This window comes from Streptomyces sp. NPDC001532, from assembly GCF_040298625.1.
Lineage (GTDB): Bacteria > Actinomycetota > Actinomycetes > Streptomycetales > Streptomycetaceae > Streptomyces.
In genome coordinates, this window is sequence record NZ_JBEPAL010000005.1 from 1 (window position 1) to 13,639 (window position 13,639).

9 protein-coding genes are annotated in these 13,639 nt (G+C 71.6%); 2 read left to right on the top strand and 7 right to left on the bottom strand.

The genetic code is table 11. From position 1 onward, the window contains the following. Window positions 1-117 precede the first annotated feature (117 nt). The 5 genes from ABT232_RS06885 to rpsO all read right to left on the bottom strand — a co-directional run bounded on the left by ABT232_RS06885 (window position 118) and on the right by rpsO (window position 5,568). Window positions 118-570 carry a tetratricopeptide repeat protein gene (locus ABT232_RS06885; protein ID WP_351836926.1) on the bottom strand — a complete coding sequence of 151 codons (453 nt, stop codon included), beginning with the start codon at window positions 568-570 and terminating at the stop codon, window positions 118-120. 8 nt (window positions 571-578) lie between these two features. After that, window positions 579-1,331 (bottom strand): 4-hydroxy-tetrahydrodipicolinate reductase, encoded by a 753-nt coding sequence (dapB, locus tag ABT232_RS06890; protein WP_351836928.1) that lies wholly within the window; start codon window positions 1,329-1,331, stop codon window positions 579-581. 43 nt (window positions 1,332-1,374) lie between these two features. Next, on the bottom strand, window positions 1,375-2,754 hold the full coding sequence (locus ABT232_RS06895; RefSeq protein ID WP_351836930.1) for a M16 family metallopeptidase: 1,380 nt from the start codon (window positions 2,752-2,754) through the stop codon (window positions 1,375-1,377). Beyond that, a complete protein-coding gene (locus tag ABT232_RS06900) occupies window positions 2,751-4,976 on the bottom strand; it encodes a polyribonucleotide nucleotidyltransferase (RefSeq protein WP_351836933.1) in 2,226 nt (741 codons plus the stop codon). Before ABT232_RS06900 ends, ABT232_RS06895 begins: the two co-directional genes overlap by 4 nt. A 304-nt stretch (window positions 4,977-5,280) precedes the next feature. Continuing rightward, complete coding sequence (gene rpsO / locus ABT232_RS06905; protein ID WP_351836935.1) at window positions 5,281-5,568, bottom strand: 30S ribosomal protein S15; 288 nt, start codon at window positions 5,566-5,568, stop codon at window positions 5,281-5,283. A gap of 276 nt (window positions 5,569-5,844) precedes the next feature. On the opposite strand from rpsO, the gene ABT232_RS06910 reads away from it, so the two are divergent. Beyond that, window positions 5,845-6,126 (top strand): DUF397 domain-containing protein, encoded by a 282-nt coding sequence (locus tag ABT232_RS06910; RefSeq protein ID WP_351836936.1) that lies wholly within the window; start codon window positions 5,845-5,847, stop codon window positions 6,124-6,126. A gap of 66 nt (window positions 6,127-6,192) precedes the next feature. On the opposite strand, the gene ABT232_RS06915 is transcribed toward ABT232_RS06910, so the two are convergent. Both ABT232_RS06915 and eccD read right to left on the bottom strand, forming a co-directional pair. Then, complete coding sequence (locus tag ABT232_RS06915) at window positions 6,193-7,716, bottom strand: outer membrane protein assembly factor BamB family protein (RefSeq protein WP_351836939.1); 1,524 nt, start codon at window positions 7,714-7,716, stop codon at window positions 6,193-6,195. Window positions 7,717-7,783: 67 nt separating this feature from the next. Beyond that, window positions 7,784-9,292, bottom strand: a complete 1,509-nt coding sequence (gene eccD / locus ABT232_RS06920) for a type VII secretion integral membrane protein EccD (RefSeq protein ID WP_351837414.1) — start codon at window positions 9,290-9,292, stop codon at window positions 7,784-7,786. Window positions 9,293-9,641: 349 nt separating this feature from the next. On the opposite strand from eccD, the gene eccCa reads away from it, so the two are divergent. Then, the gene (gene eccCa / locus ABT232_RS06925; RefSeq protein WP_351836941.1) at window positions 9,642-13,616 is read left to right on the top strand and encodes a type VII secretion protein EccCa; all 3,975 of its coding nucleotides are present in this window, start codon (window positions 9,642-9,644) and stop codon (window positions 13,614-13,616) included. Window positions 13,617-13,639: the final 23 nt, after the last annotated feature.

Genomic DNA, 13,639 nt, shown 5'->3' on the forward strand with positions numbered 1-13,639 from the left:
GGGGGCGCTCGGGCTGGGGGGGGCCGGGGCCCGGCCCCCTCCGCGGCGGGCCCTGGGCGGGGCGGGGGGGGGGGCCGCCCGCGCCGCCGCCGCCCCCCCCCCCCCCCTCCCCCATGCTCAGGCCTCGACGGTCCTGCCGTCGTGCAGGGCGATGGCGCGCTGCATGGCTTTGCGGGCGCGCGGGGTGTCACGGGCGTCGTGGTAGGCGACGGCGAGGCGGAACCAGGTGCGCCAGTCCTCCGGCGCCGCCTCCGTCTCGGCCCGGCGCCTGGCGAACACCTCGTCGGCCGAGTCGCGGTCGACCCGGCCACTGGGCAGGCGCTTGAGCTCGTCCACGGGCAGGCCGCCCTCGGCGTCGAGCTCGGCGGCGAGGGCGTTGGCCCGGCGGACGAACTGGGTGTTCTTCCACAGGAACCACACCCCGATGACCGGCAGGATCAGCACCGCGACGCCGAAGGTCACGGTCAGGAGCGTGCCGGACTGGATGAGCATGACGCCGCGGCTGCCGACCAGCAGGAAGTAGAAGACCAGGACGGCGGCCGTGACGGCGTAGGACAGCTTGGCTCGCATGGTGCCGGTCAGCCCAGGTCCAGGAAGTTTTCCAGGCCGAAGGTCAGGCCCGGGGCCGTCACCACGCGGCGGGCGCCCAGCAGGATGCCGGGCATGAAGCTGCTGTGGTGCAGCGAGTCATGACGGATCGTCAGGGTCTCGCCCTCGCCGCCGAGCAGGACCTCCTGGTGGGCGAGGAGACCGCGCAGCCGGACGGCGTGCACGGGGACGCCGTCGACGCTGGCGCCCCGGGCGCCGTCGAGGGCGGTGGCGGTGGCGTCCGGGGCCGGGGCGGTGCCGGCCGCGCGGCGGGCCTCGGCGATGAGCTGGGCGGTGCGGGTGGCGGTGCCGCTGGGGGCGTCGACCTTGTTCGGGTGGTGCAGTTCGACGACCTCGACCGACTCGAAGTACGGCGCGGCGATCTGCGCGAACTTCATGGTGAGGACGGCCCCGATGGAGAAGTTCGGGGCGATCAGCACACCGGTCCGCGGGGACCGGTCGAGCCATCCCCTCAGCTGCGCGAGACGCTCCTCGGTCCAGCCCGTCGTACCGACGACGGCGTGGATGCCGTGGCCGACGCAGAAGTCGAGGTTGGCCATCACCGAGTCGGGCGTGGTCAGTTCGACGACGACCTGGGCGCCGGACGCGGTCAGTGCCTCCAGCTCGTCGCCGCGGCCGAGGGCGGCCACCAGCTCCATGTCGTCGGCGGTCTCGACCGCTCGGACCGCCTCGGATCCGATCCGGCCCTTGGCACCGAGGACCGCCACGCGCAGCTTGCTCATCTTGTTGCTTCCTTACCGACAGGGTTGGGCGGGACCGACAGGCTCAGGCGACGGCGTCGTGCAGCCGGGCCGCCTGCTTGTCCTTCAGCGGGCCGATGACCGACAGCGAGGGCCGTCGTCCGAGGATGTCGCGGGCGACCGAGCGGACGTCGTCCGGGGTGACCGACGCTATTTTGCTCAGCAGGTCGTCGACGGACATCTGCTCGCCCCAGCACAGCTCGCTCTTGCCGATGCGGTTCATGAGCGCGCCGGTGTCCTCCAGGCCGAGGACCGTGGAGCCGCGCAGCTGGCCGACGGCCCGCTCGATCTCCTCGTCGGACAGGCCGTGCTCGGCGACCTGGTCCAGCTCGTCCCGGCAGATCTTCAGCACGTCGTGCACCTGCGACGGGCGGCAGCCCGCGTACACGCCGAACAGGCCGCAGTCGGCGAAGCCGGAGGTGTACGAGTACACGCTGTAGGCCAGGCCGCGCTTCTCGCGGACCTCCTGGAAGAGCCGCGAGGACATGCCGCCGCCGAGGGCCGTGTTCAGCACGCCGAGGGCCCAGCGGCGCTCGTCGGTGCGGGCCAGGCCGGGCATGCCGAGGACGACATGCGCCTGCTCGGTCTTGCGGCCGAGCAGCTCGACGCGGCCGGCGGTGCGCAGGGCGCGCTGCCCGCCGCGCGGGGCGATGGGCTGGGCGTCCTGGTCCGTCAGCGCGCCGGCCTTCTCGAAGGCGGCGCGGACCTGTCGTACGACCTTGTTGTGGTCGACGTTGCCCGCGGCGGCGACCACCAGGTGGGTGGGGTCGTAGTGCTTCTTGTAGAAGCGGCGGATGCGGTCGGCGGTGAGGGCGTTGACCGTGTCGACGGTGCCGAGGACGGGGCGGCCGAGGGGGTTGTCGCCGAACATGGTGTGCGCGAACAGGTCGTGCACACAGTCGCCCGGGTCGTCCTCGGTCATGGCGATCTCTTCGAGGATGGCGCCCCGCTCGACGTTGACGTCCTCCTCGCGGATCAGCGAGCCGGTCAGCATGTCGCAGACGACGTCGATGGCGAGCGGCAGGTCGGTGTCGAGCACACGCGCGTAGTAGCACGTGTACTCCTTGGCGGTGAACGCGTTCATCTCGCCGCCGACGGCGTCGAGCGCCGAGGAGATGTCCAGGGCCGACCTGCGGGTGGTGCCCTTGAAGAGCAGGTGCTCCAGATAGTGCGTGGCGCCGTTCAGGGCCGGGGTCTCGTCGCGGGAGCCGACGTGCGCCCAGATGCCGAAGGTGGCGGAGCGGACCGAGGGCAGGGTCTCGGTGACGATGCGCAGGCCGCCCGGGAGGGTGGTCTTGCGGACCGTGCCGATGCCGCCGGTGCCCTTGATCAGGGTTTGGGTACGGGCGACGGCCCGCGCCTCCGAGGAGGGGCGGGCCGTTGCCTTGGAGCTACGCGACGTCACTTGTCGGCGTCGTCCTTCGTGTCGTCGGAGGAGGCCTCTTCCTCACCCTCGATCACGGGGATGAGGGAGAGCTTGCCGCGGGAGTCGATCTCGGCGATCTCGACCTGGACCTTCTGGCCCACACCGAGGACGTCCTCGACGTTCTCCACGCGCTTGCCGCCGGCCAGCTTGCGGATCTGCGAGATGTGCAGCAGACCGTCCTTGCCGGGGAGCAGCGAGACGAACGCGCCGAAGGTCGTGGTCTTGACGACCGTGCCCAGGTAGCGCTCGCCGACCTCGGGCATCGTCGGGTTGGCGATGCCGTTGATGGTGGCGCGGGCGGCCTCGGCGGAGGGGCCGTCGGCGGCACCGATGTAGATCGTGCCGTCGTCCTCGATGGTGATCTCGGCGCCGGTGTCCTCCTGGATCTGGTTGATCATCTTGCCCTTGGGGCCGATGACCTCACCGATCTTGTCGACCGGGATCTTCACGGTGATGATCCGCGGCGCGTTGGGGGACATCTCGTCGGGCCGGTCGATGGCCTCCATCATCACGTCGAGGATGTGGAGACGGGCGTCGCGGGCCTGCTTGAGGGCGGCGGCCAGGACGGAGGCCGGGATGCCGTCCAGCTTGGTGTCGAGCTGGAGGGCGGTGACGAACTCCTTGGTGCCGGCGACCTTGAAGTCCATGTCGCCGAAGGCGTCCTCCGCACCGAGGATGTCGGTGAGGGTGACGTAGTGCGTCTCGCCGTCGATCTCCTGCGAGATCAGACCCATGGCGATACCGGCGACCGGGGCCTTCAGCGGCACACCGGCGTTCAGCAGCGACATGGTGGAGGCGCAGACCGAGCCCATGGACGTCGAGCCGTTGGAGCTCAGCGCCTCGGAGACCTGGCGGATCGCGTAGGGGAACTCCTCGCGGGTCGGCAGGACCGGGACGAGGGCGCGCTCGGCGAGGGCGCCGTGGCCGATCTCGCGGCGCTTGGGGGAGCCGACGCGGCCGGTCTCGCCGGTGGAGTACGGCGGGAAGTTGTAGTTGTGCATGTAGCGCTTGCGGGTCACCGGGGAGAGGGTGTCCAGCTGCTGCTCCATGCGGAGCATGTTGAGGGTGGTGACGCCCAGGATCTGGGTCTCGCCACGCTCGAACACGGCGGAGCCGTGGACGCGCGGGATGGCCTCGACCTCGGCGGCCAGGGTGCGGATGTCGGTGACACCGCGGCCGTCGATGCGCTTCTTCTCCTTGATCACGCGCTCGCGGACCAGCTGCTTGGTGAGCGAGCGGTACGCGGCGGAGATCTCCTTCTCGCGGCCCTCGAACTCCGGCAGGAGCTTCTCGGCGGCGAGGCCCTTGACGCGGTCCAGCTCGGACTCGCGCTCCTGCTTGCCGGCGATGGTGAGCGCCTGGGCGAGCTCGGGCTTGACGGCGGCCGTCAGGGCCTCCAGGACGTCGTCCTGGTAGTCGAGGAAGATCGGGAACTCGGCGGTCGGCTTGGCGGCCTTCGCGGCGAGGTCCGACTGGGCCTTGCAGAGCACCTTGATGAAGGGCTTCGCGGCGTCCAGACCGGCCGCGACGACCTCCTCGGTGGGCGCCTCGGCGCCGCCCTCGACCAGCTTGATGGTCTTCTCGGTGGCCTCGGCCTCGACCATCATGATCGCGACGTCGCCGTCCTCCAGGACGCGGCCGGCGACCACCATGTCGAAGACGGCGTCCTCGAGCTCGGTGTGGGTCGGGAAGGCCACCCACTGGCCGCGGATCAGCGCGACGCGGACGCCGCCGATCGGGCCGGAGAAGGGCAGACCGGCCAGCTGCGTGGACGCGGAGGCGGCGTTGATCGCCACGACGTCGTACAGGTGGTCGGGGTTGAGGGCCATGATCGTGGCGACGACCTGGATCTCGTTGCGCAGGCCCTTCTTGAAGGACGGGCGCAGCGGGCGGTCGATCAGGCGGCAGGTGAGGATGGCGTCCTCGGAGGGGCGGCCCTCACGGCGGAAGAAGCTGCCGGGGATCTTGCCGGCGGCGTACATCCGCTCCTCGACGTCCACCGTCAGCGGGAAGAAGTCGAGCTGGTCCTTGGGGTTCTTGGAGGCGGTGGTGGCCGACAGCACCATGGTGTCGTCGTCCAGGTACGCCACGGCGGAGCCGGCGGCCTGCTTGGCCAGGCGGCCCGTCTCGAAGCGGATGGTGCGGGTGCCGAAGGAGCCGTTGTCGATGACGGCCTCGGCGTAGTGGGTCTCGTTCTCCACTAGCGATCTCTCCGTTTACTTGTCGTCTTTCGTCCCTCGGCTGCCCGTGTGGCAGGGGGACATTCCGGAGATGCGCGCCGTGCTGTGCGGGCCGGTCTTCGATCGAAGCACCCGGGTCTCTTCGCCCGGGGGCCACTACCGAGGACCGGCGGCGGCTGGGTGCGCTTCTCCTCAGTCTGTCTCAGTGCATTCTGTCGTGGTGCGTCATGCGTTGTGCTACCACACTACAAAGCAGGGGTGACACTCCGCACGTACAGCAAAGGGAGCGGCCCCCTCACGTGGGAACCGCTCCCTGTACGCCGAGCTACTTGGCGCCCGCCGCACCGCGGCGGATGCCGAGGCGGTCGACCAGCGCACGGAAGCGCTGGATGTCCTTCTTGGCGAGGTACTGCAGCAGGCGGCGGCGCTGACCGACCAGGATCAGCAGGCCACGGCGGGAGTGGTGGTCGTGCTTGTGGGTCTTCAGGTGCTCGGTCAGGTCGGAGATCCGACGGGACAGCAGCGCGACCTGGACCTCGGGGGAGCCGGTGTCACCTTCCTTGGAACCGAACTCGGAGATGATCTGCTTCTTCACTGCGGCGTCGAGAGACACGCGAACTCCTCATGGTCTGAGACTGGCCACCGAGTGCTCCCGGTCTGCATCGCGGGAGAGCTTCCGTTACTCGGGAGGCGGGGATCCGCTGGGCGCGGCCTCCAGAGCGCTGTTCAGCAATGCTCCGGGGGTGCGTACACATACGGCCGTCACTCAGGGTACCAGCCCGAGGTCGGCGTCCGTCGCCGGGTTCCCTTGGCCGGGTGCGGGCCGGGGTGCGGCCACTAGGGTGAGCCGTCGGACAGCTCAACCACGCGGGGAAGGGGTCACGGGAGCATGGCGGAGACCGAGGCGGAGATCAAGGCGCGCAAGGAACGGGAGCGGGACGAGCTCTACGCGCTCGACATCTCCGGTGTCGAGTGGCACAGCGCGCCGGGGACCGAGCAGCACGAGGAGCGGGTCGAGATCGCGGACCTGCCCGGCGGTGCGGTGGCCATGCGGTCGTCCCTCGACCCCGGCACCGTGCTGCGGTACACCGAGGCGGAGTGGCGGGCCTTCGTGCTGGGGGCGCGGGACGGGGAGTTCGATCTGGAGCCCGGCTCCGACGAGCGGCCGTAGCGGCTACGGCTGTAGCGGCTGCGGCCGTAGCCGCTACGGCCGTTTCGTCAGCCTCTACGGCAGCCTCTACGGCCGTTTCGTCGCGGCGCTCTCGATGCCGAGGGCCAGCCACACCCAGGCCTTGCCGTCGGTGTCGGACGGGCCCTCGGCCACCTTGGCGCCGAAGAAGACGCGGCCGCTCTCGACGACGGTGTCGGCCAGCGACGCGGAGGTGAGGCTCCACCCCTCCGCGGGCAGCGCGAACTGGAGGTACGGGGTCTGCGCGCCGGTCTTCGGGTCCAGGGCGAGCAGGGCCGTCGGCGAGATGTGGTCGGTGCTCTCGCGCAGCGCGAGGAGCCGGTCACCGCTCATCCGCAGCGGGCGGAGCAGGGCGTTGCGGCCGGACTCGAACTTCTTGACCGAGTGGCCGGTGGTCAGGTCGAAGCCGACGATCCAGTTGGAGTTGTCGATCAGGTCGCCCTGTTCCTTGCTGGTCAGGAAGACCTGTCCGGCGCCGACCGTGACGGACGGGCACTCGTCGGCGGCGAGGTGGGTGACCTCGTCGGCGCACTCGGCGACGTAGGCGCCGTTCTGGAGCGGCACGGTCGTGCGGTACGCGCCGTGCTCGTCCAGGGAGATGATCTCGGTGATGCCGACGTCGCCGGCCGAGGTGGCGAGGACGGCGGGGTCGGCGGAGAGCATCCGGACGTCCCGGACGCCGGGGGCGAGGTCGTGGGTCCACCGGGTCCGGCCGGTCCCGGGGGCGAGGGCGCGCACCTTGTAGGTGCTCGCCTCGGCCGAGCCGGCCGGGGCGTCGTCCTTCCAGCAGGAGAGGCGGACGAGCAGCGCGCGGCCGCCGGCGGCGCCGAGCGTGTTGCAGTCCTTGTCCGCCTTCACCCGCCAGCGCAGGTCGCCCCGGACCATGTCGTAGGCGTCCGTGCCGCCGCCCCAGGTGACCGCGACGGTGGCGTGTGTGAGGGTGACGCCGGGGGTGTCCTGGGTGCCGGGGCTTCGCGGGGCGCCGAAGCCGTTGCCGGACACCGGGAACTTCGCCTGCCACACCAGCTTGCCGTCGTCGAGGTCGACGAAGGCGACGTGGTCGCACAGGGCGTCCTCGTCGAGGCTCGCCCGGAAGAGGACGGCGGTGCGGTTCTCGACGCTGACGTGCCGGGTCTTTCCGCAGATCGGTCCGGCCAGCGGGAGCTTCCAGGCCTCCTCGCCGGGGGCCGCGTCGGTGCCGATCCGCACACCGACGAGGGTGCGGTTGACGCCCTTGGCGAGGATCTTGTCGGTGGCCCACAGGCCGGGCATCTCGTAGCGCTCGCCGGGAGACATCTCGCTCTCCGAGAAGCGCACCGCCATGACCCCGGTGGTGTCGGCGGGCGGCTTCTCGGTGGTCTCCCGGACGTCGAGCCGGTCCTGGCGCTGGGCGGCCGGGGGCTTGGGGTCGGCGTCCGGGGCGGACGGCCACCACAGCCAGGCCGTGACGGACAGGGCCGCCACCAGGACGGCGGCCACCGCGCCGAGGAGTACCGCCCGGCGCCTGCCGCGGCGCCGGCCGGCCGCCACGGTGGACTGGGTGTAGACGGACGGGGGTGGGCCGAAGCTCACGCCGGGCACTTCCTTCGTCGATCGTGCTCGCGCGCCTCAGCCCGCGCCCGAGCGGGAGGGGACGCGGTCAGTTGCCTGCCATGGACCGTGCCGACGCGTACACGTCGAACACGGCGAGTGCCAGGGGCACCAGGGTCAGCAGTACGAAGCCCTCGAAGATCTCCATGAACCGCCCCCAGAACGGCGTGACACCACGGCGGGGGGCGATCAGGCCGATCGCGGTGAGCAGCGCGCCGGCCGCGGCGACGGCGGCGGCGAGCCAGACCGAGCGGATGTCGAGGCCGTTGGTGTCGCCCTGGAGGGCGTCGCGCACGTACTCCATGGGCGGGTTCAGGGCGAGCCCGAGGCCGAGGAAGACCAGGGCCGCGAGACCGGCGGCCAGAGTGGCGCCGACCTGCGCGGTGTAGCGGAACAGATGGGCCCGCATCAGCATGGCGATGCCGGTGGCCAGGGCGAGGAGCTGCGCCCACAGGTCGCTGGAGAAGCCGAGGACGATCGAGGCGCCGACCGTGACGAGCGCGCAGCCGCCGACCAGGCCGACGAGCAGCTCGTGGCCGCGGCGGACCTGGGCGGCGATGCGCTGGGTGTCGACGGGCTCCTGCTGGGCGGTCTCCTCGTCGGCGTAACCGCGGGCCGGGTTGGGCGGTTCGAAGCCGATGGGCAGCCGGGCGAAGCGCATGGACAGGCCGGGCAGGAAGGCGAGCGCGCAGACCGCGAGCGGCGCGCAGACGGCTGCCGTCTCGATCGGCCTCAGCTCCGTCAGCATCGCGACGAACGTGGTCAGCAGACCGATCGTGGAGGCGAACACGAAGGCCACGAAGGGGCCGTCGCCGCTCGGCGACACCAGCGTCAGCACCACGGAGGCGACGAGCACCGCCGCGCAGGCGAGCAGGAACTGGAGGCGTCCGATGCCCTGGCCCTCCGACAGCGGGAGCAGTCCGGAGCCGGCCACGGCCATGTTCGGCAGGGCGCCCAGGCCGAGCGCGACCGCGGAGCCCCGGTCGTCGTAGACCCGCGCGCGGACGCACGCCAGGGTGGTCAGGAGGACGCCGGCGACGGCGGCGATGATGCCCTGGAGGCCGTTCATGTCGTGGCGGAGCTCCGAGCTCCACACCACGAACGCGAGCAGCGCGGGCAGCACGCCGCCCGCGACCAGGCCGGCGGCGCGGGTGAGGGTGCCGTTCCACAGCGTGCGGTCCTGGGTGACGGCGGAGGCCACCGCCTCGGAGACGTCGTCGAAGACCGCGGGCGGCAGTGACTCGGCGAACGGACGGAGCGTCAGCAGCTCGCCGTCCAGGATGCGTTGGGCCGCGAAGGAGCGGGATCCGTCGAGGACGGTGCCGTCCCGGCGGACGAGGTGGTAGCCGACCGGGGCGCCCTCGGCGGAGCTCTGCTGCGACAGCCGCAGGATCTCCGGGTAGAGGTCGGCGACCGACACGTCGTCGGGCAGCGCCACGTCGATGCGGCTGTCGGGGGCCACGATGGTGACCCGGCAGAACCCGTACCCGGTTCCCGCCCCGGAAGGGGCTCCGGTGCCCGCTCCGCCGGTCGCGCCGGCCGGCGCGGAGGCCGTCATGCTCACCTGTTGTTCCCCCTCGTCGGTGGTGACGTCGGCCGCGGCGTCGAGCACGCGACCGCCTGTAACGATCCTGTGTACGTTGTGCCGCGCCGCCCGCGCCGCCGGTAATGCGCCGCGTTGCCCGGCAGCGACCGCGTTGCCCGGGAGCAGACGGGAAGCACACACATCGAACAGTGCGGATTGCCCGGCTTGTCGGGGTCCGATTCGCAACTGCTCACACGTCTCACGGGCACCCTACCGCCCACCGTTGTCGGTGGTTGTCAGTAGGATCGCGCTTCGCGACCGACGTTCGCCGGACACGGGGCGGCGGACGGAACGGTCGGTCCGGCAAGGGAATTGGTGCGAAGTGAGCCACATCGTCGTCAAGCGCCCACCGAGAGCACTGCCGAGGGAAGTGCCCACGGACGAGGTCGTGCTGCAACCGCCGCCGGAGCTGCCGCGCGGTCAGCAGGAGGGCGCGCTGATGCAACTCCTGCCCATGCTCGGCATGGGCGGGTCCGTGGTGTTCTTCTTCAATCCCCAGGCCCAGCCGTTCATGAAGATCATGGGCATGGTGATGGTGGCCTCCACGGTCGCCATGGGCATCGCGATGCTCATCCGCTACCGGCGCGGCACCCAGGGCCAGATCGCGGACGTCCGCCGCGACTATCTGCGGTACCTGTCGCAGACCCGCAGGCAGGCGCAGAAGACCGCCGAGGCCCAGCGCGACGCCCAGTACTACCTGCACCCTTCGCCGGAGCAACTGTGGGCGCTGGTCGCCGAGGGCAGCCGGGTCTGGGAACGTCGCTCCGGTGACGAGGACTTCGGGCAGGTCCGCGTGGGCCTCGGCCCGCAGGCCCTGGCCACTCCCCTGCTCCCGCCGGAGACCGCGCCGGTGGACCAGCTGGAGCCGCTGACGGCGGGTGCCATGCAGCGCTTCCTGGCCACCCACAGCACGCTCGAGGACCTGCCGATGGCGGTCTCGCTGCGCGCCTTCTACCACGTGTCGATCAGCGGCGAGCCGGCCACCGTGCGCGGCGCCGCCCGCGCGGTGACCGCGTCCCTCGCCTCGCTGCACTCCCCCGAGGACCTCGTCATCGCGATCGCCACCGCGCGCGAGTCCGCGCCCGAGTGGGAGTGGACCAAGTGGCTGCCGCACCTCCAGGCGCGCGGCGAGGCGGACGGCGCCGGCAGCCGGCGGCTGATCACCACCAACCCGATGGAGCTGGAGGAACTGCTGGGCAACCGGCTCGAGGGCCGCCCGCGCTTCCACCCGTCCGCGCCGCCGGTCCCCGAGCAGCCGCACGTGGTGGTCGTCCTCGACGGTGTCTCGCTGCCGCCGACCTCGCTGCTCGCCAGCCCCGAAGGCCTCCAGGGCATCACCGTCCTGGAAGTGGTGCCCGGTGAGCTCACCACCGGCCGCGGCGACCTCTCCGTCGTCGTGCACCCGCGCGAACTGCGCCTGGAGTCGGGCCACGGCATGGTCTACGAGGGCACACCCGACGTCCTGCCCTACGAGGCGGCGGAGGCACTGGCCCGGCAGCTGGCCCCGCTGCGGGTGGCGTCCGGCGGGGACGACGACGAACCGCTGCTCGCCAACCTGGAGTTCACCGATCTGCTGAACCTCGGCGACGCGGCGGGCGTCGACCCCCGGCGCACCTGGCGGCCCCGCTCGCAGTCCGAGCGGCTGCGCGTGCCGATCGGTGTCGGCGAGGACGGCCGGCCCGTGATGCTCGACCTGAAGGAGGCCGCGCAGGAGGGCATGGGCCCGCACGGCCTGTGCGTCGGCGCCACCGGCTCCGGAAAGTCCGAGCTGCTGCGCACCCTGGTCCTCGGCCTCGCGGTGACGCACTCCTCCGAGACGCTGAACTTCGTCCTCGCCGACTTCAAGGGCGGTGCGACCTTCGCGGGAATGGCCCAACTGCCGCACGTCGCCGCGGTCATCACCAACCTCGCCGACGACCTGACCCTGGTCGACCGCATGGGCGACTCGATCCGCGGCGAGCTCAACCGCCGCCAGGAGATGCTGCGCGACGCGGGCAACTACGCCAACATCCACGCCTACGAGAAGGCCCGCGCGGCCGGTGCCGCGCTCCAGCCGATCCCCTCGCTCGTCCTCGTCATCGACGAGTTCAGCGAACTGCTCACCGCCAAGCCGGACTTCATCGAGATGTTCGTGCAGATCGGCCGGATCGGCCGGTCGCTCGGCGTGCACCTGCTGCTGGCCTCGCAGCGCCTGGAGGAGGGCCGGCTGCGCGGCCTGGAGACCTATCTGTCGTACCGGATCGGTCTGCGGACGTTCTCGGCGGCCGAGTCGCGCGCCGCGATCGGCGTCCCGGACGCCTACGAGCTGCCGAACGTGCCCGGCTCCGGCTTCCTGAAGCACGGCACGGACGAGATGGTCCGCTTCAAGGCGGCGTACGTCTCCGGGGTGTACCGCTCCAGCTCCCAGCAGGCCGCCGCGTTCGGCGGGCCGCTCCCGGTGGACCGCAGGCCCGCCCTGTTCACCGCCTCGCAGGTGCCGGTGCAGTACGTGGCCGTGCCGCGGCAGCGCCAGGAGGAGCAGCCGGACCAGACCGACGACGCGCTCGCCGACACCGTGCTCGACGTGATCGTGCGGCGACTGGAGGCGCAGGGCCCGGCGGCCCACCAGGTGTGGCTGCCGCCGCTGGACAGCCCGCCCTCGCTGGACTCGCTGCTGCCCGGCCTCGCGGCCGTCCCGGGCCGCGGTCTCACCCAGCCCGGCTACGAGGGCGCGGGCCGGCTCGTCATCCCCGTCGGCATCGTCGACAAGCCGTACGAGCAGCGCCGGGACCCGTTGTGGACCGACTTCGGCGGCGCGGCCGGCCATATGCAGATCCTCGGCGGTCCGCAGTCCGGCAAGTCGACGCTGCTGCGCTCGATCGTCGCCTCGTTCGCGCTCACCCACACCCCGCAGGAGGTGCAGATCTACGGACTGGACTTCGGCGGTGGCGGTCTGGCGTCCGTGGCGGGCCTGCCGCACGTGGGCGGCGTGGCCTCGCGTCTGGACCCGGAGAGGGTCCGGCGTACGGTCGCCGAGGTGTACGGCATCATGACCCGCCGCGAGGAGTACTTCCGCACCTCGGGCATCTCCTCGATCGCCGAGTTCCGCACCCGCCGCGCGCGCGGCGAGATCTCCACGACCGACCAGCCGTGGGGTGACGTCTTCCTGGTCATCGACGGCTGGGGCAACTTCCGCCAGGACTACGACGGCCTGGAGCCGGCCGTGATCGACATCGCGGCGCGCGGCCTCGGCTACGGCATGCACCTGATCCTCACCGCCTCGCGGTCGATGGAGGTCCGGTCCAACCTCAAGGACCACCTGATGAACCGCCTGGAGCTGCGGCTCGGCGACCCCATGGACTCCGAGTTCGACCGCAAGGTCGCCGCGAACGTGCCGACCGGTGTCCCGGGCCGCGGCCAGACCCCGCAGAAGCAGCACTTCATGGCGGCGGTCCCGCGCATCGACGGCCTGTCCTCCGACACGGACCTGGCGGAGGCGACGCAGGCCCTCGCCGCCGAGGTCTCCCGGCACTGGCAGCAGCCGGGCGCGCCCGAGGTGCGGCTGCTCCCGCGCGAGTTCCCGGCGCAGCAGCTGCCGCCCGGCAACCGCTTCCCGAACCGCGGTGTCGCCTTCGCGCTCGACGAGGACAACCTGGAGCCGGTCTTCGTCGACTTCGAGCAGGACCCGTTCTTCCTGGTCTTCGGCGAGAGCGAGTCCGGCAAGTCCAACCTGCTGAAGCTGCTCATCCAGCGCATCACCGAGCGCTACGACGGCAACGAGGCGAAGCTCTTCGTCGTCGACAACCGCCGCTCCCTGCTCGGTGTGACACCGGACTCGCATCTGGCCGAGTACATCCCCATGTCCAACCAGATGCAGCACCACATGGACGCGCTGGCCAACCTGATGCAGCGCCGCACCCCGACCGCGGAGGTCACCCCCGAGCAGCTGCGCGACCGCAGCTGGTGGCAGGGCCCGACGGTGTACATCGTCATCGACGACTACGACCTCGTGTCCACGTCGAGCGGCAACCCGCTGTCCGGGCTCACCGAACTCCTGCCGTTCGCCCGGGACGTCGGCGTCCGCTTCATCATCGCCCGCTCCACGGCGGGCGCGGGCCGCGCCGGCTACGAGCCGTTCATGCAGCGCATGAAGGAACTCGGCGCCCAGGGCATGGTCCTGGCGGGCGATCCCAACGAGGGCGATCTGCTGGGCGGTGTCCGGCCGCGCCCGATGCCGCCGGGCCGGGGCGTGTTCGTGTCGCGCAAGCGGGGGAAGCCGCTGGTTCAGGTGGGGCAGGTGCCGGACTCGTACCGGTGACGGGTACCACGCCGGCATGGGGC

Bases quoted from the DNA above. Each gene is read 5' to 3' on its own strand.
- ABT232_RS06885 (WP_351836926.1), bottom strand. From the start codon at position 570: ATGCGAGCCAAGCTGTCCTACGCCGTCACGGCCGCCGTCCTGGTCTTC.
- dapB (WP_351836928.1), bottom strand. From the start codon at position 1,331: ATGAGCAAGCTGCGCGTGGCGGTCCTCGGTGCCAAGGGCCGGATCGGA.
- ABT232_RS06910 (WP_351836936.1), top strand. From the start codon at position 5,845: ATGGCGGAGACCGAGGCGGAGATCAAGGCGCGCAAGGAACGGGAGCGG.
- eccD (WP_351837414.1), bottom strand. From the start codon at position 9,292: ATGACGGCCTCCGCGCCGGCCGGCGCGACCGGCGGAGCGGGCACCGGA.